This is a genomic window from Variovorax sp. WDL1, from assembly GCF_001541225.1.
In the GTDB taxonomy this organism is placed as follows: domain Bacteria; phylum Pseudomonadota; class Gammaproteobacteria; order Burkholderiales; family Burkholderiaceae_C; genus Variovorax.
Genome location: NZ_LMTS01000328.1, coordinates 14,427 through 36,390 on the forward strand (window position 1 = coordinate 14,427; position 21,964 = coordinate 36,390).

Below are 21,964 nucleotides of genomic sequence, written 5' to 3' on the forward strand. Positions count from 1 at the left end.
AGGGCCGGCTCGGTGCGCAGCCAGGCGGCGACGTCGGCGTAGGCGATCTCGCCGGTAGGCTTGGGTGCCACAGGGCGCTTGGCAAACTGCTCGCCGCGCGCGGGCAGGCGATCCCGGAACTGGCGCGGCACCTTGGCAAGGAACTCCGGCGGCGCGCGCCGCGCGACCGTCGGCGTGGCGCCCTCGCGCCGCTGCGCGAAATCGCCGCCGGCCAACTGCGAGCTCGAAGGGGGGCTGCCGCGCAGCGTCAGCCTGGCGGTCCCGCTTTCGACGAACACGTCGTACTGCGCACCGGTCGTGTAGACCACCGTGCTGGCCGCCTGCGTCGCGATCTCGAACGAGGGGCTTGCATAGTTGAAGGCGCCGCTGCTGGTGGTCTTGACCCAGCCCTGGAGCAGGTACAGCGGCGGTGGCGCCATCCCCTTGCCGACGCGAGGCCGAAACATCAGCCGTGTCGATTCGCCGATGCCCACGAGCACGGGGCCGGGAAGTTCGATCTGGACGAAGGCGCCGGGCGCCGTCTCGATGATGTCCTGCTCGTTCAAGGCCACGCCTTCGGCAAGCGCATGGCGCGTGGTCTGGCGAATCAGCGTGGCGCCGCCTTCGACAATGCCGACGATGCTGGCCGGTTGCGCCCATGCCGGCGGCGACGCGAGCAAGCTCGCGACGCACAGCAGGAGCAACCTGAACGAAATCTTCGTGAGCCGCAAGACGTACTCCCTGCCGCCAGCTGGCATGACTGAACCCGGTTATCAGCCGATGAGACAGCGTCGATTGTTATCCCGCGCGGTCCTCTTTGGGACTGCACAAGCGATATAGAACGTCGGTACAGCCTATTCCGAGAACAGCTCCCGGATCACCCCTCGCAACCAGCTGTTCGCCGGGTCCGCCTCGAATCGCTTGCTCCAGTGCAGCGAGACGGCGAAGTCGCGCAGCGGAAAAGCCGGCTCGACGATGGCGTAGCCGCCCTCCTCGGCGAAGCCGCGCGCGATGTTTCGGGGCATCACGACCGCCAGGTCGGTTGCGCGCACGATCGCCGGCAGCACCATGAAGTGCTCGGTGGTCAAGCGCACCCGGTCTTCCAGGTTGAGCAGCTGCAGGATACGCAGCGTCTCTGCGTGGGTGCGCACCGCCACGTACTCCAGCTTCTGCAGCGATTCCAGCAGCGCCTGGCCGCTGCGCCGCCCGCGCGTGAAGGGATGGCCCTTGCGCAGCAGCACGATGTAGCGATCCTTCAGCAGCAGGATGCGCTGCGTGTCGCGCACCTTGGGCAGGAAGCCGAAGGCGAAGTCGACACGGCCGCTGTCGAGCGCGGGTGCGACCTCGTCCGGCGCGAAGGGCAGGGTCTCCAGCCGCACGCCCGGCGCCAGTGCGCCCAGGCGCGCCATCAGCGCGGGCAGGAAGCGGCTCTCGCCGATGTCGCTCATGTGGATGCGGAAGGTCTTGCGCGAGGCACCGGGCTCGAAGCGGTCGGACTCGTTGAGCGCTTCCTCCAGCGTGCCCAGCGCCGACTGCACCGCGGCGGCCAGCCGCTCGGCGCGCGGGGTGGGTGCCACGCCGCCCGGCGCACGGGTGAAGAGCGCATCCTTCAGCAACAGGCGCAGGCGTCCCAGGCCGTGGCTCGCGGCCGGCTGGGTGAGGCCCAGCGCATCGGCCGCGCGGCTCACGCTGCGCGCGCGGTAGACGGCGTCGAAGAGGCGCAGCAGGTTCAGGTCGATGGCGTCGATATGCATGGCGTTCATATTGGATAGCACGAATATTTTATTGATGCCTGGCGCGCCGGCTCGCACACTGCCAACCGGCGTCGCGGCGGGCGGCAAGCCCGCATGCGCCGCTCTCGGGAACGTCGAAATAAACGGAGACAACCATGCCCCAGTTCCGCCTGCATGCCACCTTCGCCACCCTGCTTTGCGCCGCCACGGCCGCGTGGGCCCAACAGCCACCCGCCGAGGAGCCGGGCTGGGCCAAGGGCCGCCCGAAGACGGAGGCCGCCCAGCGCATGGCGCCGGTGCCCGCCTTCCCGATCCCGACGGCGCCGGACAAGCTGCCCACGGCCAAGTTCAAGCTGCCGCCGGGCTTCAAGGTCGAGACCTGGGCGTCGGGCGTGCTCGACGCACGCGGTCTGCGCCAGGGGCCCGGCAACACCGTGTTCGTCAGCACGCTGTTCGTCGGCAACAAGGTCTACGCAGTGGCCCCCAAGGGCAACACGCGCGAGGTCAAGACCGTCATCGACAAGATGGAGAAGGCCGCAGGCATCGAGTACCACAAGGGCAGCCTCTACCTGGCGACGCACAAGCAGATCCTGCGCTACGACAACATCGAATCCAAGCTCGACAACCCCGGCCAGCCGACGGTGCTCTACGACAAGCTGCCGGGCGGCGAGGACCACAGCTGGAAGTTCATCCGCATCCACAAGGACAAGCTCTACTTCCCGATCGGAGCGCCCTGCAACATCTGCGACCCCGGCGAGTACGCCAAGATCTACCGGATGAACCTCGACGGCAGCGGCATGGAGACCGTGGCCAGCGGCGTGCGCAACACGGTGGGCTTCGACTTCGACCCCAAGACCGACCGGCTCTGGTTCACCGACAACGGCCGCGACTGGCTGAGCGAGGAACTCCCCAATGACGAGCTCAACGTCGTGACCGGGCCGAACCAGCACTTCGGCTATCCGTACTGCCACCAGGGCAACATCCCCGATCCGGAGTTCGGCTGGGGCAAGTCGTGCAGCGACTACCAGAAGCCCGCAGCGTTCCTCGGCCCGCACGCCGGCTCGCTGGGGCTGAAGTTCTACACCGGCAAGATGTTCCCGGCCAAGTACCAGGGCGCCATGTTCATCGCACGCCACGGCCCGTGGAACCGGACCGTCAAGTACGCCGACGTCTCCGTCGCCTGGCCCGACGGCAAGGGCGGCGCGAGGGTCGAGCCCTTCATGACCGGCTTTGTCGAGAACAACACGTACCTCGGCCGCCCGGCCGACTTCCTGGTGATGAAGGACGGCTCGCTGCTGGTGAGCGACGATCACGCGGGCGCGATCTACCGCATCAGCTACGGCAAGTGATGAGGGGAGCACGCGCATTCGCATTCATCACGGCGGCGGCAGCGTGCTTCGGCCTCGCGGCGCCGGCCGGCGCCCAGGGTAGCAAGGCTGCGCCGGCCCAGGGAGGTGCGGGCGCCCATGCGCAGCGCTTCGCGCAGCTGTGCGCGTCCTGCCACGGTGCCAACGGCCGCAGCGACATGCCGAACACCCCGGTGCTGGCGGGGCAGCATTCCTTCTACGCGATCACACAGTTGTTCCTGTTCCGCGAAGGCCGGCGCGCCAACGAAGCGATGAGCGCGGTGGCCAAGGGCATGAAGGACGATGACATGCGCGGCTTCTCCGACTTCATCGCCACGCTGCCTCCGGTGCCCGCGCCGGCACCATCGACACCGCCCGATGCCACGCGCATGAAGAGGGGCCAGGCCCTGGCGCAGGAGCACAAGTGCGTGTTCTGCCACGGCGCCGATTTCAGCGGCGGCCAGCAGGTGCCGCGCATCGGCGGCCAGCGCGAAGACTACCTGCAGATGACGCTGCGCGAGTTCAAGTCCGGCAAGCGCGTGGGCTACACCATGGCCATGGCCGAGGCGGTCGGCCGCGTTCCGAACGAGGACCTGGACACCCTCGCCTACTACCTGGCCCGCTTCCCGGGCCAGCCCCCGACGAAGTAAATAGAGAGAGAGAAAGCGTTTTGGAAGTTTCATTCAGCAAGGAGATCGAGGCCCTTCGCCTCGGTGCCGGCGACACCTTTCACGGCGAGGGCATCCTCGCCATCACCAAGGGCCTGCTGCAGTCGGGCGTGGCCTACGTGGGCGGCTACCAGGGGGCGCCGGTCTCGCACCTGCTCGACGTCATGGTGCAGGCCAAGCCCTACATGGACGAGCTCGGCGTGCACGTGGAGGCCTGCTCCAACGAGGCCTCGGCCGCGGCCATGCTCGGCGCCTCCATCCACTACCCGCTGCGCGGCGCGGTGACCTGGAAGTCGATCGTCGGCACCAACGTGGCGGCCGATGCACTGTCCAACCTCTCGTCGCCGGGCGTCAAGGGCGGGGTGCTGATCGTGGTGGGCGAGGACTACGGCGAAGGCGCCAGCGTGATCCAGGAGCGCACGCACGCCTATGCGTTGAAGTCCGGCATGTGCCTGCTCGATCCGCGGCCCGAGCTCGGCCGGATGGTGGACATGGTCGAGCACGGCTTCCGCCTCTCCGAGACTTCGAACATGCCCTGCATGATGGAGCTGCGCATCCGCACCTGCCATGTGCGCGGCAGCTTCGAGTGCCGGGACAACCTGCCGCCCGCGATCTCGACTCGCGCGCTGATGGCGGAACCGGCCGGCTTCGACTATATGCGGCTCGCGCATCCGCCCGTGACCTTCAGGCACGAGAAGCTCAAGGGCGAGGAGCGAATCCCGGCGGCGCGGCGCTACATCGCCGAGCAGCGTCTGAACGAGCTGATGCCGGGCAAGCACGAGGACCTGGGGCTGATCGTGCAGGGCGGCCTCTACAACGCGCTGATCCGCAGCCTGCAGCAGCTGGGCCTGGCCGATGCCTTCGGCGCCACCGACATCCCGCTGCTGGTGCTCAACGTCACCTACCCGCTGGTGCCCGAGCAGGTCGCCGATTTCTGCGTGGGCAAGCGCGCAGTGCTGGTGGTCGAGGAAGGCCAGCCCGAGTACATCGAGCAGGAGATCGCGACGCTGCTTCGCCGGCGCGACATCCAGACGCCGCTGCACGGCTGCGACCTGCTGCCGGCGGCGGGCGAGTACGGCGTGGAAGTGCTGGCCACGGGCCTCGCGCAGTTCGCGCAGCGCTACCTGCCGCAGCATGCGCAGGACTCGGCGCAGTCCTGGCTCACGGGCAACCGCGAGCGCCGCGCCGCGGTGGCCGCGAAGCTCGATGCGCCGCTGCCCGCCAGGCCGCCGAGCTTCTGCATCGGCTGCCCTGAGCGGCCGGTGTTCGCGGCGCTCAAGCTGGCGCAGCAGGACAGCGGGCCGGTGCACATCGCGGCCGACATCGGCTGCCATGCCTTCGGCACCTTCGAGCCTTTCTCGATGGGCCATTCGATCCTGGGCTACGGCATGAGCCTGGCGAGCCGCGCGGGCGTGTCGCCGATGATGCAGCGACGCGCGCTCTCGATCATGGGCGACGGCGGCTTCTGGCACAACGGGCTGCTCACCGGCGTGCAGAGCGCGCTCTTCAACGGCGACGACGCGGTGCTGCTGATCTTCAAGAACGGCTACACCTCGGCCACCGGCACGCAAGACATCATCTCCACGCCCGACGACGAGGTGAAGGAACGCGCGGTCGACAAGCAGCAGAGCCTGGTCGACAAGAACAACACCATCGAGTCGACGCTGAAGGGCCTGGGCGTGCAATGGCTGCGCACCGTGCACACCTACCACGTCGACACGATGCGCGCCACGCTCAACGAGGCCTTCACGACCGACTTCAACGGACTCAAGGTGATCGTGGCGGAGGGCGAATGCCAGCTCGAGCGGCAGCGCCGCATCAAGCCCTGGATTGCCGGCCTGCTGAAGAAGGGAGTGCGCGTGGTGCGGGTGAAGTACGGCGTGGACGAGGATGTGTGCAACGGCGACCACGCCTGCATCCGGCTGTCGGGCTGCCCGACGCTCACGATCAAGGACAACCCGGACCCGCTGAAGGTCGACCCGGTGGCGGTGGTGATCGACGGCTGCGTGGGCTGCGGGCTGTGCGGTGCCAATGCGCACGCGGCGACCTTGTGTCCGAGCTTCTATCGGGCCGAGGTGGTGCAGAACCCCAAGTGGCATGAGCGGCTGCTGCATTCGCTGCGGGGCGCTGTCGTGCGCGCATTGCAGCCAGCCTGAACTTCCCTCCCCTTTTCCTTCTTGTCGATGAACCGTACCCAACCCATCACCCTGCTCGTCTGCGCCCTTGGCGGCGAAGGCGGAGGCGTGCTCACCGAATGGCTGGTCGAGACGGCCCGCCATGCCGGCTACGCCGCGCAGAGCACATCCATTCCCGGCGTCGCGCAGCGCACCGGGGCCACGACCTACTACATCGAGGTGTTCCCGGTGCCGCTGGCCGAACTCGGCGGGCGGCGGCCCGTGTTCGGCTTGAGCCCGGTACCGGGGGCGCTGGATGCGATCGTTTCCTCCGAGCTGCTCGAGACGGCGCGCCAGATCGGCAACGGCATGAGCGCGCCTGCACGCACCCTCGTCATCAGTTCTTCTGGACGCACGCTGACCACGGCAGAGCGCATGCCGCTGGGCGACGGGCGCGCCGACAGCGAGCGGCTGCTGGACGTGGTCAAGGCCTTCAGCCGCGAGCACCACGTGTTCGACATGGGGACGGTGGCGCGCGAGGCCGGCACGGTGGTCAGCGCGGTGATGCTGGGCGCGGTCGCGGGCAGCGGTCTGTTCCCCTTTCCGCGCGAGGCCTACGAGCACGTGGTGCGCGGCGGCAGCGCGCCCGGGAAGGCGGGCAAGGTGGCCGCGGCCAGCCTGCGCGGCTTCGCGCAGGCCTTCGAGGCGGTGCGCGCGCCGCGCGAACAGGCCGCGATGGTGAGCCGGCTGCTCGCCACCACCGCGCAGGACGAGCCCGCGGCGCACGCGTTGCCGCCCGCGGTCGCGCAACTGTTCCCGCCGCAGGTGCAGGGCCTGCTGGCGCTGGGCTACGCCCGCGTGCTCGACTACCAGGACTCTTCCTATGCCGGGCTCTACATCGAGCGGCTGCAGCAGGTGCTGGCGGCCGAGCGCGCGGCCGACCCGGCCGGTGCCCACGGCTACGCGATCACGCACGAGATGGCGCGCTGGCTCGCGCTGTGGATGGCCTTCGACGACATCGTTCGGGTGGCCGAGCTCAAGAGCCGCAGGAGCCGCGCGGCGCGCGTGCGGCGCGAGGTACGGGCCGGGGACGAGGACATCGTCAAGGTCTATGACCACTTCAAGCCCGGCACGCCCGAGTTCGCGGCGCTGCTGCCGGCTTCCGTCGCCCATCGCCTGACGGCCTGGGACCGGCGCCGCAAGGCGCCCTGGGCGTTGCCGCTGAAGGTCGGCAGCCACTCCGTCTTCGGCATGGCCTCGCTGCGGCTGCTGGCCTCGCTGCGTTGGCTGCGCCGGCGCGGCAGCCGCTTCGCCGAGGAACAGTCGCTGATCGAGCGCTGGCTCGCGGCCGTGCTGCAGGGCACGCGCGGCGACTGGCGCCTGGGCCACGAGATCGCGCTGTGCGGCCGGCTCATCAAGGGCTACGGCAGCACCAACGAGCGCGGCAAGCAGAACCTGCTGCACGTGATCAGCCACCTGGCCGAGCTGCCCGGTGCTTCCACCGCGGCGCGGGCAGAGGCCATCGCTGCGGCACGCGAGGCCGCGCTGGCCGACGATGCCGGCAAGGCGCTCGACGCCGCGCTCGTGCGGCACGGCGCGCCGGCCCGGCCAGTCGTGGCGCAGCCGATCCGCTGGATGAAGCGGCGACCCGCGAGCACCTCATGAACAACAGAGAAGGAGACTGCCGATGACAACAAGACCCCAAGACCGCCGCCCTGCCCTGCTGCGCCGCGCACTGCTCGCCCTGGTGCTGGGCAGCGCCGCAGCGCTGCCCGCCGTCCATGCGCAGGGCACGCAAGGACAAGGCAGTTGGCCCGCCAAGCCCGTCAAGGTGGTGGTGAACTTCCCGCCCGGCGGTGCGGCCGACACGATTGCCCGCGCGATCTCGCAGCCGCTGCAGGACGCCCTGGGCCAGCCGGTGCTCATCGAGAACCGCGGCGGCGCCAACGGCAACATCGGCGGCGAGAACGTCGCGCGCGCGCAGCCCGATGGCTACGCCCCGGCAAGCTCTCCTACGGCTCGCCCGGCACCGGCAGCTCGCCGCACCTGGCCGGGGAGATGTTCAAGAGCCAGGCCGGCCTGTACGCGGTGCACGTGCCCTACCGCGGCGCCGCGCCGGCGCTGCAGGATCTGCTGGCCGGCCAGCTCGACTTCTACTTCGACCCTGGCATCGGGCTGAGCCAGGTGCGCGCGGGCAAGCTGCGCCTGCTGGCGGTGGGCAGCCCCAGGCGCTCGCCGCAGTTCCCGGACGTGCCGACGCTCGACGAGGCGGGCCTCAAGGGCTTCGACGCCGACACGGTGTTCGGCTTCTATGCGCCGGCGCGCACGCCGCCCGAAATCGTGAACCGGCTCAATACGGAGATCAACCGCATCCTCGCGACGCCGGCGGTGAAGGAGCGCATCGCCAACCTGGGCGGGGAGGCCGTGCCGGGCACGCCGGCAGCCTTCCACGAGCGGGCGATGGCGGACTCCGCGCGCTTCGGCGCCATCATCCGCGAACGCCAGATCCTGGCCGACTGATCACGTAATGACCCGACAAGTCATCTACACCGTCCGAGTCGAGTTCGGCGACTGCGACCCGGCCGGCATCGTCTGGTTTCCCAACTTCTTCCGCTGGATCGATGCGGCCTCGCGCCACTTCTTCGCCGAGCGCGGCGTGCCGCGCTGGGAGGAAACTGCGCAGACGCTGGGCGTGATCGGCACGCCCCTGGTCGACACCCACACGCGCTTCGTCAAGAGTGCGAGCTACGGCGACACGCTGGCGATCGCGGTGGCGATCCCCGAGTGGCGCGACAAGAGCTTCCTGCAGACCTACCGCGTGAAGCGCGGCGATGACCTGATCCTGGAGTGCGAGGAGGTGCGCATCTTCGCGGCGAAGCGGGAGGGCGGCGGCATCCGCGCGGTGCCGATACCGCCGGAGATCCGGCAGCTCTGCGAATAGCCGGGCGCTCCCTCCAGGCTTCAGCCGAACAGCTTGGCCGCGGTCTTCGCGACGAGTTCGCCCTGGTGGCGTGCGCCCGCCAGGTCGATCGCGGTCGGCCGGCGCGAGCCGTCGCCGCCCGCCACGGTGGTCGCGCCGTAGGGGGCGCCGCCCACGATCTCGTCCACGCTCATCTGGCCCTGGTGGCTGTACGGCAGGCCCACGATGGTCATGCCGAAGTGCAGCAGGTTGGTGATGATCGAGAACAGCGTGGTCTCCTGGCCGCCGTGCTGCGTGGCCGAGGCGCTGAAGGCGCCCCCGACCTTGCCGTTCAGCGCACCGCGCATCCACAGGCCGCCGGCCTGGTCGAGGAAGGATGCCATCTGCGAGGACATGCGGCCGAAGCGCGTGCCGGTGCCCACGACGATGGCGTCATAGTTCGCCAGCTCGTCGATGGTCGCGACCGGCGCGGCCTGGTCGAGCTTGAAGTGCGAGGCCTTGGCGATCTCGAGGGGCACCGTCTCGGGCACGCGCTTGATGTTGACCTGGGCACCGGCGCTTCGCGCGCCTTCGGCGACGGCCTGCGCCATCGTTTCGATGTGGCCGTAGGAGGAGTAGTAGAGGACGAGGACCTTGGTCATGCTGGGCTCCGGGGAGTGAATGGATCTGCCTCCAGCTTAGGCAGCGCGCTACCATCGTGGAAGCCTATATCTCTCGATACGATCCATCCAGAAGGACGATACATGCTCGACGGCGTTTCCATGGACCAGCTGCGCACTTTCATCGCGGCGGCCGACGAGGGCAGCTTCTCGGCCGCGGGGCGGAAGCTGCGCCGCGCGCAATCGGTCGTGAGCCAGACCCTGGCCAACCTGGAGGCGCAGATCGAGGTGCAGCTGTTCGACCGCAGCAGCCGCTATCCGCGGCTCACCGAGCCAGGCCGCACGCTGCTGGCCGAGGCGCGCATCGTGGTCAACGGCATGAACGGCTTCAAGGCACGGGCGCGCACCATCGCCGAAGGGCTGGAGCCCGAGCTGTCGGTGGTGGTGGACGTGATGTACCCGATGGCCTCGCTCACGGTGGGGGTGGGGTTGCTGCGCGCAGCGTTTCCGCACACGCCGCTGCGGCTCTACGTGGAGGCGCTGGGCGCGGTGGTGCAGCCTGTGGTCGACGGCGTCTGCCGCATCGGCATCATCGGCACCCTGCCCGTGGTGCCTGCGGGCTTCGATGCCGAGAAGCTGCTCGACGTGCCCATGGTCACGGTGGTCGCACCGATCCACCAGCTCGCGTCGCGCCGGCGCCCGATCCCGCCTCGCGAGCTCGAGCAGCATGTGCAGCTGGTGCTGGCAGACCGCAGTGCGATCAGCGAGGGCCAGGACTTCGGCGTGTTCTCGCCGTTGACCTGGCGCCTGGCCGACCTGGGTGCCAAGCACGCCTTCCTGCGCGCGGGCTTCGGCTGGGGCCACATGCCGCTGGCCATGGTGCGCGACGAGATCGCCTCCGGCGAGCTGGTGCAGATCCAGCTCGAGCACTACCTGCCGCAGATGCCGGCGCTGCCGATGTTCGCGATCTACCGCAAGGACGCTCCGCCCGGGCCGGCGGGGCGCTGGCTGCTGGACCAGCTCAAGGACGGGTGAGCCGGGAACGGGCGGGCGAGCGCGCAGTCTCGCGCCCGGGTCCCGCCTGCGCGGACAGCAACCTGGCCAGGTACGGGGCGGTCCGGCTCGATGCCACCTGCGCGAGTTCCGCCGGAGTGCCGGCAGCCACGACCCGCCCGCCTTCGTCGCCCGCGCCGGGACCCATGTCGATCACCCAGTCGCTGGCGGCGACGACGCGCATTTCGTGCTCGACGACGATCACCGTGTTGCCGGCATCCACCAGCTTGTCGAGCTGCGCCATCAGCTTGTCCACATCGGCCGGATGCAGGCCGGTGGTCGGCTCGTCCAGCACATAGAGCGTGTCGCCGCGCTGCGCGCGCTGCAGCTCGGTCGCGAGCTTGATGCGCTGCGCCTCGCCGCCCGACAGCTCGGTAGCGGGCTGCCCGAGGCGCAGGTAGCCCAGGCCAATGGCCTGCAGCAGCCGCAGCGGCCGCTCCACCGCCGCCTCCTCGACGAAGAAGTCGGCGGCCTGGTCCACTGTCATTCCGAGCACTTCGGCGATGTTCCTGTCGCGCCAGGTGATCTTGAGCGTCTGCTCGTTGTAGCGCGTGCCATGGCAGCTCGGGCAGGGCGCGTACACGCTGGGCATGAAGAGCAGCTCGACGCTGACGAAGCCTTCGCCTTCGCAGGTCTGGCAGCGGCCCTTGGGCACGTTGAAGGAGAAGCGCCCGGCATCGTAGCGGCGCGCACGTGCGGCACGGGTCGCCGCGAAGAGCTTGCGCACCGCGTCGAAGAGCCCGGTGTAGGTGGCCAGGTTGGAGCGCGGCGTGCGGCCGATCGGCTTCTGGTCCACGCGCACCAGCCGCCGGATCGCATCGATGCCGCTGGCGATACGGCCGGCGGCGATGCCGGCGGCAGCGGGCGCGAGCTCGTCGCCCTCCTCCTCGTCGGGCGGCGGCTCGTGGCCCAGGTGGCCGGAGACGAGCTCCACCAGTGCCTGGCTCACGAGGCTGGACTTGCCCGAGCCGGAGACGCCGGTGACGGCGGTGAAGGCCCCGATCGGGAAGCGCGCGTCCACCCGATGCAGGTTGTTGCAGGTGATGCCCTCGAGCGCCAGCCATCCACGCGGCGCGCGGGGCTGACGCGAACGCAAGTCGGGCCCGGCAAAGAGATAGCGCGCCGTATGCGACGCCGCCACCGCGCGCAAGCCCTCCGGCGGACCGCTGTACAGCACCTGCCCACCCTGCTCGCCGGCATCGGGGCCGACATCGACGAGCCAGTCCGCATGGCGCATCACGTCCAGGTCGTGCTCGACCACGAAGATCGAGTTGCCCGACGCCTTCAGCCGGTCGAGCGCGACGCGCAGGGACTCGCCATCCGCCGGATGCAGGCCCGCCGAGGGCTCGTCGAGCACGTACACCACGCCGAACAGGTTGGAACGGATCTGCGTGGCCAGGCGCAGGCGCTGCAGCTCGCCGGGCGAGAGCGTGGGCGTGCTGCGGTCCAGCGAGAGGTAGCCCAGGCCGAGGTCGCGCAGCGTGTTCACGCGTTCGAGCACGTCGTGCGCGATGCGCTGCGCGGCGATGCGTTTTTCCTCCGAGAGGTTGGGCGTGCGGCGCACGTCGGGCGCCGCCTGGTGCGAGGCACCGCCGGCCGCGACGCGGCGCGCGGTGTCACGGCGCGAGTCGGCCCGGCTGAGCACGGCCTGCTCGTCCTGCCGCTGCACCAGCCTGCCCTGGGCCGCGGGTTCCAGCACGGTCGCAAGCTGGGCCAGCGGCATGTGCGAGAGCTCGCCGATGTCGTGGCCTGCGAAGGTGACCGCCAGCGCCTCGGGCTTGAGGCGCTTGCCGTGGCAGGCGGGGCAGACGCTTCCGACCATGAAGCGCGCCACGCGCTTCTTCATCAGCGCGCTCTGCGTGGTCGCGAAGGTGTGGAGCACGTACTTGCGCGCGCCCATGAAGGTGCCCTGGTAGCTGGGTTCCATCCGGCTGCGCAGCGCAGCGCGCGTCTCCGCCGGGGTGAAGCCTGCGTACACGGGCACGGTCGGCTGTTCTTCGGTGAAGAGGATCCAGTCGCGCGTCTTCTTCGGCAGCTCGCGCCACGGCTTGTCGACGTCGTAGCCCAGCGTCACGAGGATGTCGCGCAAGTTCTGCCCGTGCCACGCCGGCGGCCAGGCAGCGATGGCACGCTCGCGAATGCTCAGCGAATCGTCCGGCACCATCGACTTCTCGGTGACTTCGTAGACCCGGCCGAGGCCATGGCAGGCCGGGCAGGCACCCTGGGCCGTGTTGGGCGAGAAGTCTTCCGCATAGAGCATCGGCTGCCTGGGCGGATAGCTGCCGGCGCGCGAATAGAGCATGCGCAGGAGGTTCGACAGCGTGCTCACGCTGCCGACCGAGGAACGCGCGCTCGGCGTGCCGCGCTGCTGCTGCAGCGCCACCGCCGGCGGCAGTCCGTCGATGGCGTCCACCGCAGGCGCGCCGACCTGTTCGATGAGGCGCCGCGCATAGGGCGCCACAGATTCCAGGTAGCGCCGCTGCGCCTCCGCGAAGATCGTCCCGAAGGCCAGCGAGGACTTGCCGGAACCCGACACGCCGCTGAAGACCACCAGCGCATCGCGCGGGATGTCGACGTCGACATCGCGAAGGTTGTGCTCGCGGGCGCCGCGGACGCGGACGAAGCGATCACGTGCGGGCACGCCCGGTGGCGGCGTCTTGTCGGGGTTCTTCACTGCTTCTGTCTCTCACCAGGGGATGGGCGGAGTGCCAGGGTGGCGCGCTCCGCGTTCACGGCGCGCGGTCCTTGGGCCTGAAGCCGGGTCGGACGGGTTCGCGGTCGCGCGCCGACGCTGGTGCCGGCATCAGCCGCCTACCCCGTCCGGTGGCAGGCCGCGCGGATGATGCGGTCGATGGGATTGGGCTCCATGTCGATGAAGAGCATCGGCCGGGGGTTGTTCGAATAGTCGGTTGTCTTGTGGGGCTCGCCCCGCCACAACGGCGCCATGAAGAAGCGCGCGAATCGGTACTCTGCCTTCTTCGCCCGGCAATCGAAGGCGACGCGGGCGTCGTAGGAGCGGTAGGGCACGCCCTCCCAGTTGGCGCGGTCCCGCGACCGGCTCACGCGCAGGTTCATGATCCGGCGCTCACCCGTGCTCGCGATCGCTACGGGATCGACCTGAACCGTGTCGACCTCCGGTTCCTCCGGATTGCCCGTGACCGTCAACCATGCGGCCTGGGTCGAGACGCTGAAGCCGAGCAAACCGAAGCACGCGAACCACCATCTCACGCAAGCATCCTTCCGGGCAAAACGCCGATTCTAGTAAGGCTCCATCGACCTGTAGGCCGGCGCCGCCCCTTTCGCGGCGGCGTCGTCCTACCCGTCGCGCCCCGGGCCGGATGCATGACCCCTGGGCACTCAGTCGCGTGGCCGCGACGGGCAACCAAGCCAAGGGGACATCATGCGAGAAGACGACCGGGCGTACGGATGGATGAAGACATGGGCCTGCGCGGCCTGCATCGTCGCAGCCGGCGGCCTCGCGGCCTGCGGTGGTGGCGGTGGTGGTGGCGGACATGGCGGCGGCTTTGTCCCGCCTCCTCCAAACCAGACCAAGCTGAGCTGCGACGACTCGATCAAGACCGCCTTCAAGCCGGATGCCGACACCAGCGTGCTGCTGGTCAAGTCCTTCAAGACTGGCGATCCGCTGGTGCTGACCGGCACGCCCACGCCGTCCACGCCCACTGCCACCACCGATGTCTGCGTGGTGAAGCTGCTGGTGGGGCCGGGCAACCCGGGCCCTGCGGGCGCGCCCTCGACTTCGCCCGGCATCGGCATCGAGGTATGGCTGCCCACCGAAGCCAAGTGGAACCGCCGGGTGCATGTGAAGGGCGGCGGCGGCTGGGCCGGCGGCGCGCACACCTCGTTGACGGCGCTGGCCGGCCTCTCGGGCGGCAGTGCCGGCGCGCCGGCCCAGACCGCCATGGTGGAAGGCGCGGTCTCGGCCAGCACCGACACCGGCCACGCCAATACGGCCAACGGCGGCTCCTTCGCCATGAAGCCGGACGGCACCGTGAACGGGCCGCTGTGGAACGATTTCGCGCAGCGCGGCATCCATGAGATGGCGGTCAAGACCAAGGCGCTGGCCACCGCCTTCTACGGCACCGCGCCGAGGTACTCCTACTGGAACGGCTTCTCCACCGGCGGCCGGCAGGGCCACATGGAGGCGCAGGCAAACCCGGGCGACTTCGACGGCATCCTGGCCGGCGCGCCGGCCATCAACTGGACAAAGTTCATCACCGCCGAGCTGTACCCGCAGATCGTCTACCAGCGCGACCTGGCCGGCGTGCCGCTCACGGCGGCGCAGCTGACGCTGATGGGCAATGCCGCCATCGACGCCTGCGACGTGGTGAACAACCAGCACCTGGGCTACATCCCCGATCCCTCGCAATGCCGCTACGACCCGCAGCTGGACGCCGCCGTGCTGTGCCCGAGCAGCGGCGGCACGGGGCCGGCCGGCAGTTGCGTCACCGCCGCGCAGGCGCTGGCGATGAACAAGATCTGGTACGGGCAGACCAGCGACGGCTCGGTGCCCTCGCCGTCGGCGGACAACGGCTTCGCGACCTCGCCGGCAACCGCGGCCAACCAGCGCTGGTACGGACTGACGCGCGGCACCAACCCGGCAGGGCTGGCCGGCCCGACGCCCTTCACCATCGCAACGGACATGGTGGCGCTGGAGCTGCAGGACCCGACCTGGGCCACGCCCTCCTTCATCAATGCGACCGGGAATGGCGCGGATCGGTGGAAGACGCTGTCCTATGCGAACCTCTCCAATGCCTTCGACCAGGGCGTCGCGCTGCAGCCGGCCTTTGCCAACATCAACACCGACGACCCGGACATCGATCGCTTCGCCGCGCGCGGCGGCAAGATGCTGGTCTACCACGGCCTCGCCGACACGCTGATCCCGCCGCAGGGCACCGTGAACTACTACACACGCCTGGCTTCGCGGGCCGGCGGCGATTCGGTAGCGCGCAACTTCTACCGGCTGTTCCTGATCCCGGCCATGGGCCACGGCTTCAGCAACGGCACCACCAACCCCGCCGCGAACCCTCCGCTGCCGACCAATGCGCAGCTCTACCTGGCGCTCACGCTGTGGGTGGAAGAAGGCAATTCGCCCGAGCGCATCGACATCTCGGCGCCGGCCAGCGGCAGCGCGCCGGCCAGTTCACGGCCGATCTGCATGTATCCGACCAAGGCCACGCTCACCGGCGGCGATCCCCGCCTGGCGAGCTCGTACGTCTGCTCCTGATGGGAATCCAGCGGCGCCTTCGGCCTATGCCGGACGATTTGTTGCGTCCAGTGGCGACTAATGCCACAGTTCGGTTGCCTTCTCCTCTGCGGGGAGGGCCTTCCCACCCCTTTTTTGCGCGACCATTGCAGCCATCCCAGCAATCAGCACGCCCTGCGAGCACTTTCATGGCCAACACCACCGTCGCGCAATCGCCCGCCACCGCCGCCCGGCGCGCTCCGAGGCTGGTTTTCCGTCCGGCCAATGCGCGCCGTCCGTTCCGCCGCGGCGACCTGGCCCTGCATGCCGGCTCGATCGTCGTCGTCTGCATGTCGGAGCTTGACCATGGCGACCTCGATGCCGAACTGCCGGTGCGCACCACGCGCGGCGTCGTCGGCAACGCGCGCGCCAGCAGCCTGCGGCTGCTGGCAGGCGTGGACACGCAGGAATTCGGCCCCGGCTACCACGACCTGCTCAAGTTCATCGCCGACGCCGCGGCAGCTCGCTGATTCAAGCGGCGGCGGCGCCGATCAATCGGCCTTGATGTCGGCCGCCTTGATCACCTTCGACCATTTCGCCAGTTCCTGGTCGACGAACTTGCCCAGCGCGGGCGGATCCATGTAGACGGCGAAGGCGCCCTGGTCGTCCACCTTCTTGCGGAAGCCCTCGCTCTCGACGATCTTGCGGATTTCGGCGCTGAGCTTGGCCACCACCTCCGGCGGTGTCTTTGCCGGCGCGAACACCGCGAACCACGAATCCACCTCGTAGCCCGGCAGCCCGGCCTCGGCCGAGGTCGGCACATTGGGCATCGACGGATGGCGCTGGGAGCCGGTATAGGCCAGCGCCTTGAGCTTGCCGCTTGCGATGTGGCCGATCACCGAGGGCGGCGTGGTAATGAACATGTCGACGCTGCCCGCGATCAGGTCGTTGATCGCCGGGCCCGACCCCTTGTAGGGCACGTGGGTCATCGGCTGCCTGGCCTGTCGCGACAGCAGTTCGCCCGCGATGTGCTGGATAGAGCCGTTGCCGGACGACGCGTAGTTGAGGCCGCCATCGCCCTTCTTCCTGCCGTGCTCGACGAGCTCATTCATCGAGTTCACCGGCAGCTTGCCGCTGACCGCCACCACGTGCGGCGCGCGCATCACCAGCGCGACCGGCACGAAGTCCTTGGTCGGGTTCCACTTGATCTGCTGGAACAGCGCAGGGTTGCCCACGTGGTAGCCCGAGTACTGCATGAGCAGCGTGTAGCCGTCCGGCGCGGCGCGGGCCACGGCCTCGGTGCCGATGTTGCCGCTGGCGCCGGGCTTGTTGTCGACCACCACCGGCTGGCCCAATGCGCGTGCCAGCGGATCGGCGACCATGCGCGCCATGATGTCGGTGGAACCGGCTGGCGCGGTGGGGACGATGAAGGTGATGGGCTTCGAGGGAAAGGCGTCGGCGTGCGAAGCCGTCACGGTGAATGCGGCGCAGGCCGCGAGCAGGCAGGGGGCGAGTTTCATATCTGTCTCCTTTTCAAATGTGGGTCGGGGGTGCTCAGGCCTTCAACTCCGAGATCTCGACGAGGTTGAGATCCGGGTCGCGCACGTAGACCGAGCGGATGCGCGAGACCGCGCCGGTGCGCATCACGGGGCCCTGGATGATGGGCACCTGCTTTTCGGCGAGGCGCGCGATCACCTCGTCGAGCGGCACGGCGGCGATGAAGCACAGGTCCAGCGCGCCGGGCATCGGGACCTGCGCCTTGGGCTCGAACTCCTGGCCCTTCACGTGCAGGTTGATCTTCTGGTTGCCGAATCGGAACGCCTTGCGGCCCTCGCCGAAGGTCTCGAGCGTCATGCCCATGACCTCGACGTAGAAGCGCACGCAGGCGGACTCGTCGGCGGTGGTGAGCACCAGGTGGTCCAGGTGGTCGATCATGTCTGCAGCTCCTTTGTGCCTTGGTCGCGCGCCTTCGCACGCAGGGCGATCTCCGCGAAATCGGCCGGCGGCGCGTGGCGCGTGAGCCGATGGCCGGCGCGGGAGACCTGGGCCGGGAGCGCGTGCTGCACCAGCGCTTCGAGCCGTGCCGCCGCGCCGACCAGGCCATCGAGGTCCATGCCCGTGTCGTAGCCCATGCACTGCAGCATGTGGACCACGTCCTCGGTCGCAACATTGCCGGTCGCGCCGGGCGCATAGGGGCAGCCGCCGATGCCGCCGAGCGACATGTCGAGGCGGCGCACGCCCGACTCGACCGCCGCCACCGTGTTGACCAGGCCCATGGCGCGCGTGTTGTGGAAATGCGCGGTGAAGTCGAGCGCGGGAAAACGCGCGAGCGCACTTGCGCAGACCTGCTGCACCTGCGTGGGATAGGCCATGCCCGTGGTGTCGCACAGCGTGATGCCGTTGACGCCCTGCCCGGCGAAGCGCTCGATCCAGCCCAGCACGCCATCGAGCGGCACCTCGCCCTCCATCGGACAGCCGAACACGCACGACAGCGAGACGTTCACCGGCACCGCAGCCTGGCGCGCCAGCGCGATCACCTCGGCCAATTGGGCGAGGGACTGCGCGCGGGTCATGCGCAGGTTGGCCAGGTTGTGGGTCTCGCTGGCAGACATCACGACGTTGAACTCGTCGACGCGGCTGTCGAGCGCCCGCTCGCCGCCGCGCAGGTTGGGCACGAGCGCCGTGTAGACCACGCCGGGGCGGCGTGCGATGCGCCCCATGACCTCTTCGCCGTCACGCAGGGCCGGGATGGCCTTCGCGGAAGTGAAGGAGGTCACTTCGATCTTCGCGTAGCCGAGGCTGCTCAGGCAGTCGATCATCGCGATCTTGTCGTCCGTGGGGATGAAGCGGCTTTCCATCTGGAAGCCGTCTCGGGTGGCGACCTCGTTGATGAGCAGGCGCGTGCCGTTGCCGGTGTCCATGTCGAATTCCTTTCAGGGTGTGCGCACGGGCCAGCCGGCGCCGGGCCGCAGTTGATCGTCGTGCTCGCCCAGGCGCGGCGCCGGATGCGCGATGCGCCCCGGCGTGGCGCTGAGCTTGGGCACGATGCCGGGCACCTTGAGCGTGCGGCCGTCGGAGGTCGGCGCCTCGATGATCATTTCGCGCGCGAGGTATTGGGGGTCGCGGGCAATGTCGGCCACCGTGTAGATGCGCCCGACGGGCACACCGGCGGCGTCGAGCGCGGCAAGCACCTCGTCGCGGCTGCGCTGCACGGTCCACGCCTCGATCGCGGCATCGAGCATCTCGACCTGCTGCACCCGGCCGTCGTTGTGGCGCAGCGCCGGGTCGTTCTCGAGGTCGGGCCGCTCGATCGCGCGCATCAGCCGCCGGAAGATGCTGTCGCCGTTGCCCGCCACCAGCACATAGTGGCCGTCGTTGCAGCGGTAGGCGTTGGTGGGCGCGATGCCCGGCAGCGCGCTGCCTGCACGTTCGCGCACCGCGCCGAAGGCGTCGTACTCGGGCACCAGGCTCTCCATCACGTTGAAGACCGACTCGTACAGCGCCACGTCGATGAACTGGCCTTCGCCGCCGTGGGCCGCGCGGTGGTAGAGCGCCATCAGCACGCCGATCACGCCGTGCAGCGCCGAGAGTGTGTCGCCCAGCGAGACGCCGACCCGCACCGGCACGCGGCCCGGCTCGCCGCTGAGGTAGCGCAGCCCGCCCATCGATTCGCCGAGCACGCCGAAGCCGGGCTTGTCGCGGTAGGGCCCGGTCTGCCCGTAGCCCGAGATGCGCAGCATCACCAGTTTCGGGTTGAGCGCATGCAGCTGCTCCCAGCCCAGGCCCCAGGCCTCCAGCGTGCCGGGCTTGAAGTTCTCGATCAGCACGTCGGCCTCGAGCGCCAGGGCGCGCACCGCCTCCTGGCCCTCGGCGCAGCGCAGGTCCAGGCAGACCGAGCGCTTGTTGCGCGACTGCACTTCCCACCACACGGAGGTGCCGTCGCGCAGCATGCGCCACTTGCGCAGCGGATCGCCGACCTCGGCCGGCTCGACCTTGATCACGTCGGCGCCGAACTCGGCCAGGGTCTTGCCGGCGAAAGGGCCGGCGATGAGCTGGCCGAGCTCCAGGACCTTGAGGCCTTCGAGTGCGTTCATGGCGTTGTGTTGTCTCTTGAATGGAATGGCCTCGACTGTAGGAAACGCGCACCGGCAGCGGAATTGCTTTGACGGCACCAGGCCTTCGCAGAATGCGAAGGCCCTCTCTAGAATCTCGCCCATGGCCCGCACCATCAACCCGGCCCGCGTCGATTTCGTCACCCTGCGCCTGTTCTGCGCGGTGGCGCGGACAGGCAGCATCACCAAGGGCGCGGAGGCCTGTCACCTGGCGCTCTCAGCCGCGAGCCGGCGGCTTTCGGAGTTCGAGAGCGCCACGGGCTCGAAGCTGCTGGAGCGCAGCGCCCAGGGCATCGCCCTGACACCGGCCGGCCATGTGGCCATGCAGCACGCGATGCGGCTCTTCCAGGGCTTCGAGCAGTTCAGCAGCGAGCTGGGCGACTACGCGAGCGGCGTACGCGGCCATGTGCGGCTGTGGGCCAACATGTCGGCGCTCACCGAGTTCCTGCCCACGGCACTCGCGACCTTCCTGGAGCGGCATCCCGACATCCGCGTCGAGGTCGAGGAGCAGCTGAGCGGCGACATCGTGCGCGCCCTCGTCGACGGACTGGCCGATGTGGGCGTGTTCGCCGAGAACACGCCCGCCTACGGCCTGGACATCGCGCCGTTCCAGACCGATGAGCTGGTGGTGCTGTGCGCGCGGCAGCATCCGTTGGCGCGCCTGAAGCGGGTGGACTTCAAGACCTGCCTGGCCTACGAGTTCGTGGGCCTGAATCGCAGCAGTTCGCTGCTCGAGCTGACCTCGCGCGCCGCGGAGCAGGCCGGCATCCCGATGCGGCTGCGCGTGCAGGTGCGCAGCTTCGACGCGATGTGCCACATGATCGCGGCGGGCCTGGGCATCGGGGTGGTGCCGCTCGCGGCCTGCTCGTCGCAGGTCAGCGTGCTGGACCTGCGCGTCCTGAGGCTGAAGGATGCGTGGGCGACGCGGCGGCTGCTCATGGCGACGAAGACGGGGGAGAACCTGTCGGCGGCAGCGGGGTTGCTGGTGAAGCACCTGGCGGGGTTGTCGGAGACCGACAAAGGCACCGGTCGCGGGTGAGCTTTCGCACTGGTGTGTGCCTTCCGATGGGGCGGCGGGTTGCGAATGAATTCTCGCTTTTTGTAGCAGCAGCCTGACGACGCCAGTGGCCGTTCCTAGCATTTGCCGATTCCCGGCTTCACGCGCTGCGGCCTGAGCGTCCGGTCCGTGTACGGGAAAGATGGCACACCCGCCTGCGCGATATGCCTGCCCCCGTGCGACCGCGCATGGTCGTCGAACGCCCCCTTGGACATCCCTCATGAACAGAACACACCGAAGTCTTTGGAACTCCGCGCTAGGCTCCTGGGTTGCCGCTCCCGAGAACGCCCATGCGCGAGGCAAGCGCAGCGGCATCGCGCGGGCTTCGGCGCTGACGGCCGCCATCTTGTGCGGCGGTATGCCTGCTGCCTATGCGTGCACCGCAAGCAACACGACCGAACTGGCAGCTTGCATTGAGGGGGTCGACACGGTCATCGATCTGACCGCGTCCATCGCGCTGAGTACGCACCTGCCGGTGGTGGAGCGCAGCGTCACCATCAACGGCCATGGCTTCACGCTCGACGGCGCCGGGCAATTCCGGGGCTTCTTCATCGGCTCGGGCGCCACCACTGTCAACGAGCTGACCATGCAGAACCTGCGCGCCCAGGGAGGGCACGGTGGAATGGATTACACGCCAGGTGGTGGCGGCATGGGCGCGGGTGGTGCCGTGTTCGTGGCCACCGGAGCGGGCGCCAGCTTGAACGACGTGACCATCATTGCCAGCCAGGCGGTCGGCGGGACCGGCGGCGGCCATCTGACCAGTGGCTTCGCCGGCAGCGGCGGTGGCGGCGGAATGGGCGGCAATGGAGGTCGATTCGTCCAGGGCGTCGACAACGGATTCGGCCGGGGCGGCGGGGGCCTGTTCGAAGATGGGGGCGTCGGTTCGGCGCTCACCGGCGGCGGCGATGGCGGGGGACCGAACGCCGGCCAAGGTGGCAGTGGAGAAGCCGGTAGTGACGGCGGGGCGTATACCGGGGGCGGCGGCGGCGGCGGCATCACCCGTCTCGGCGGTCGCGGCGGGAACGGCGGCCTGGGTGGTGGCGGAGGAGGCAGCAGCGATGTTTTCGATGCCGCTGGGGGAGCTGGAGGCTTTGGAGGTGGCGGTGGCGGAGGTCGCGGCAGTGGCGGGGCCGCCGGCTTTGGCGGTGGAGGCGGGGCGGGGGGTTTCATTGCGGGCGGG

20 protein-coding genes and 1 pseudogene are annotated in these 21,964 nt (G+C 69.4%); 12 read left to right on the forward strand and 9 right to left on the reverse strand.

The genetic code is table 11. From position 1 onward, the window contains the following. A partial coding sequence (locus APY03_RS43030) for a hypothetical protein (RefSeq protein ID WP_068685582.1) occupies positions 1-710 on the reverse strand: 710 nt, incomplete at its 3' end. 123 nt (positions 711-833) lie between these two features. Further along, entirely contained in the window at positions 834-1,742 is a 909-nt protein-coding gene (locus tag APY03_RS37635) for a LysR family transcriptional regulator (protein ID WP_068685584.1), read from the reverse strand. 125 nt (positions 1,743-1,867) lie between these two features. Here APY03_RS37635 and APY03_RS37640 point away from each other — a divergent pair, with 125 nt between their 5' ends. The 7 genes and pseudogenes from APY03_RS37640 to APY03_RS37665 all read left to right on the forward strand — a co-directional run bounded on the left by APY03_RS37640 (position 1,868) and on the right by APY03_RS37665 (position 8,781). Further along, positions 1,868-3,061: a PQQ-dependent sugar dehydrogenase gene (locus APY03_RS37640; protein ID WP_174262796.1), complete on the forward strand. Its 1,194-nt coding sequence runs from the start codon at positions 1,868-1,870 to the stop codon at positions 3,059-3,061. Next, positions 3,061-3,708: a c-type cytochrome gene (locus APY03_RS37645; protein WP_068685587.1), complete on the forward strand. Its 648-nt coding sequence runs from the start codon at positions 3,061-3,063 to the stop codon at positions 3,706-3,708. The genes APY03_RS37640 and APY03_RS37645 overlap by 1 nt, the downstream gene beginning before the upstream one ends. A gap of 20 nt (positions 3,709-3,728) precedes the next feature. After that, positions 3,729-5,882, forward strand: coding sequence for a thiamine pyrophosphate-dependent enzyme (locus APY03_RS37650; protein ID WP_068685592.1), 2,154 nt, complete (start codon positions 3,729-3,731; stop codon positions 5,880-5,882). A 27-nt stretch (positions 5,883-5,909) separates the two neighbouring features. Continuing rightward, entirely contained in the window at positions 5,910-7,505 is a 1,596-nt protein-coding gene (locus APY03_RS37655) for an indolepyruvate oxidoreductase subunit beta family protein (RefSeq protein ID WP_068685594.1), read from the forward strand. A 22-nt stretch (positions 7,506-7,527) separates the two neighbouring features. Beyond that, positions 7,528-7,823: pseudogene (locus APY03_RS45825) on the forward strand (tripartite tricarboxylate transporter substrate binding protein); the annotation flags it as partial. A 63-nt stretch (positions 7,824-7,886) separates the two neighbouring features. After that, the gene (locus APY03_RS45830; RefSeq protein WP_443082869.1) at positions 7,887-8,360 is read left to right on the forward strand and encodes a tripartite tricarboxylate transporter substrate-binding protein; all 474 of its coding nucleotides are present in this window, start codon (positions 7,887-7,889) and stop codon (positions 8,358-8,360) included. 7 nt (positions 8,361-8,367) lie between these two features. Continuing rightward, positions 8,368-8,781: an acyl-CoA thioesterase gene (locus tag APY03_RS37665; RefSeq protein ID WP_068685595.1), complete on the forward strand. Its 414-nt coding sequence runs from the start codon at positions 8,368-8,370 to the stop codon at positions 8,779-8,781. 20 nt (positions 8,782-8,801) lie between these two features. On the opposite strand, the gene wrbA is transcribed toward APY03_RS37665, so the two are convergent. Next, on the reverse strand, positions 8,802-9,401 hold the full coding sequence (gene wrbA, locus APY03_RS37670) for an NAD(P)H:quinone oxidoreductase (protein WP_068685598.1): 600 nt from the start codon (positions 9,399-9,401) through the stop codon (positions 8,802-8,804). Between the two features lie 102 nt (positions 9,402-9,503). Here wrbA and APY03_RS37675 point away from each other — a divergent pair, with 102 nt between their 5' ends. Beyond that, positions 9,504-10,394: a LysR family transcriptional regulator gene (locus APY03_RS37675; protein ID WP_068685599.1), complete on the forward strand. Its 891-nt coding sequence runs from the start codon at positions 9,504-9,506 to the stop codon at positions 10,392-10,394. Here APY03_RS37675 and APY03_RS37680 read toward each other — a convergent pair. Further along, complete coding sequence (locus APY03_RS37680; RefSeq protein ID WP_083944877.1) at positions 10,381-13,086, reverse strand: excinuclease ABC subunit UvrA; 2,706 nt, start codon at positions 13,084-13,086, stop codon at positions 10,381-10,383. The two genes, APY03_RS37675 and APY03_RS37680, sit on opposite strands and share 14 nt — an antisense overlap. Before the next feature lie 137 nt (positions 13,087-13,223). Beyond that, positions 13,224-13,640: a surface-adhesin E family protein gene (locus tag APY03_RS37685; RefSeq protein WP_068685604.1), complete on the reverse strand. Its 417-nt coding sequence runs from the start codon at positions 13,638-13,640 to the stop codon at positions 13,224-13,226. Positions 13,641-13,812: 172 nt separating this feature from the next. Between APY03_RS37685 and APY03_RS37690 the strand changes: the two genes are divergently transcribed. Further along, positions 13,813-15,657, forward strand: a complete 1,845-nt coding sequence (locus tag APY03_RS37690) for a tannase/feruloyl esterase family alpha/beta hydrolase (RefSeq protein ID WP_232081286.1) — start codon at positions 13,813-13,815, stop codon at positions 15,655-15,657. 167 nt (positions 15,658-15,824) lie between these two features. After that, the gene (locus APY03_RS37695) at positions 15,825-16,145 is read left to right on the forward strand and encodes a hypothetical protein (protein WP_068685608.1); all 321 of its coding nucleotides are present in this window, start codon (positions 15,825-15,827) and stop codon (positions 16,143-16,145) included. A gap of 21 nt (positions 16,146-16,166) precedes the next feature. On the opposite strand, the gene APY03_RS37700 is transcribed toward APY03_RS37695, so the two are convergent. From APY03_RS37700 to APY03_RS37715, 4 genes are read right to left on the reverse strand one after another with little or no spacing between them, the layout of a single operon-like run. Further along, positions 16,167-17,135 (reverse strand): Bug family tripartite tricarboxylate transporter substrate binding protein, encoded by a 969-nt coding sequence (locus APY03_RS37700; RefSeq protein ID WP_068685610.1) that lies wholly within the window; start codon positions 17,133-17,135, stop codon positions 16,167-16,169. A 34-nt stretch (positions 17,136-17,169) separates the two neighbouring features. Continuing rightward, positions 17,170-17,550, reverse strand: coding sequence for a VOC family protein (locus tag APY03_RS37705; protein ID WP_068685614.1), 381 nt, complete (start codon positions 17,548-17,550; stop codon positions 17,170-17,172). After that, the gene (locus tag APY03_RS37710) at positions 17,547-18,536 is read right to left on the reverse strand and encodes a hydroxymethylglutaryl-CoA lyase (RefSeq protein WP_068685616.1); all 990 of its coding nucleotides are present in this window, start codon (positions 18,534-18,536) and stop codon (positions 17,547-17,549) included. The genes APY03_RS37705 and APY03_RS37710 overlap by 4 nt, the downstream gene beginning before the upstream one ends. 12 nt (positions 18,537-18,548) lie before the next feature. Then, complete coding sequence (locus APY03_RS37715) at positions 18,549-19,709, reverse strand: CaiB/BaiF CoA transferase family protein (RefSeq protein WP_068685617.1); 1,161 nt, start codon at positions 19,707-19,709, stop codon at positions 18,549-18,551. Positions 19,710-19,830: 121 nt separating this feature from the next. On the opposite strand from APY03_RS37715, the gene APY03_RS37720 reads away from it, so the two are divergent. Both APY03_RS37720 and APY03_RS45450 read left to right on the forward strand, forming a co-directional pair. Next, positions 19,831-20,766 carry a LysR family transcriptional regulator gene (locus tag APY03_RS37720; RefSeq protein ID WP_068685619.1) on the forward strand — a complete coding sequence of 312 codons (936 nt, stop codon included), beginning with the start codon at positions 19,831-19,833 and terminating at the stop codon, positions 20,764-20,766. 238 nt (positions 20,767-21,004) lie between these two features. After that, on the forward strand, positions 21,005-21,964 hold a 960-nt coding region (locus APY03_RS45450; protein ID WP_198161373.1), incomplete at its 3' end, for an ESPR domain-containing protein.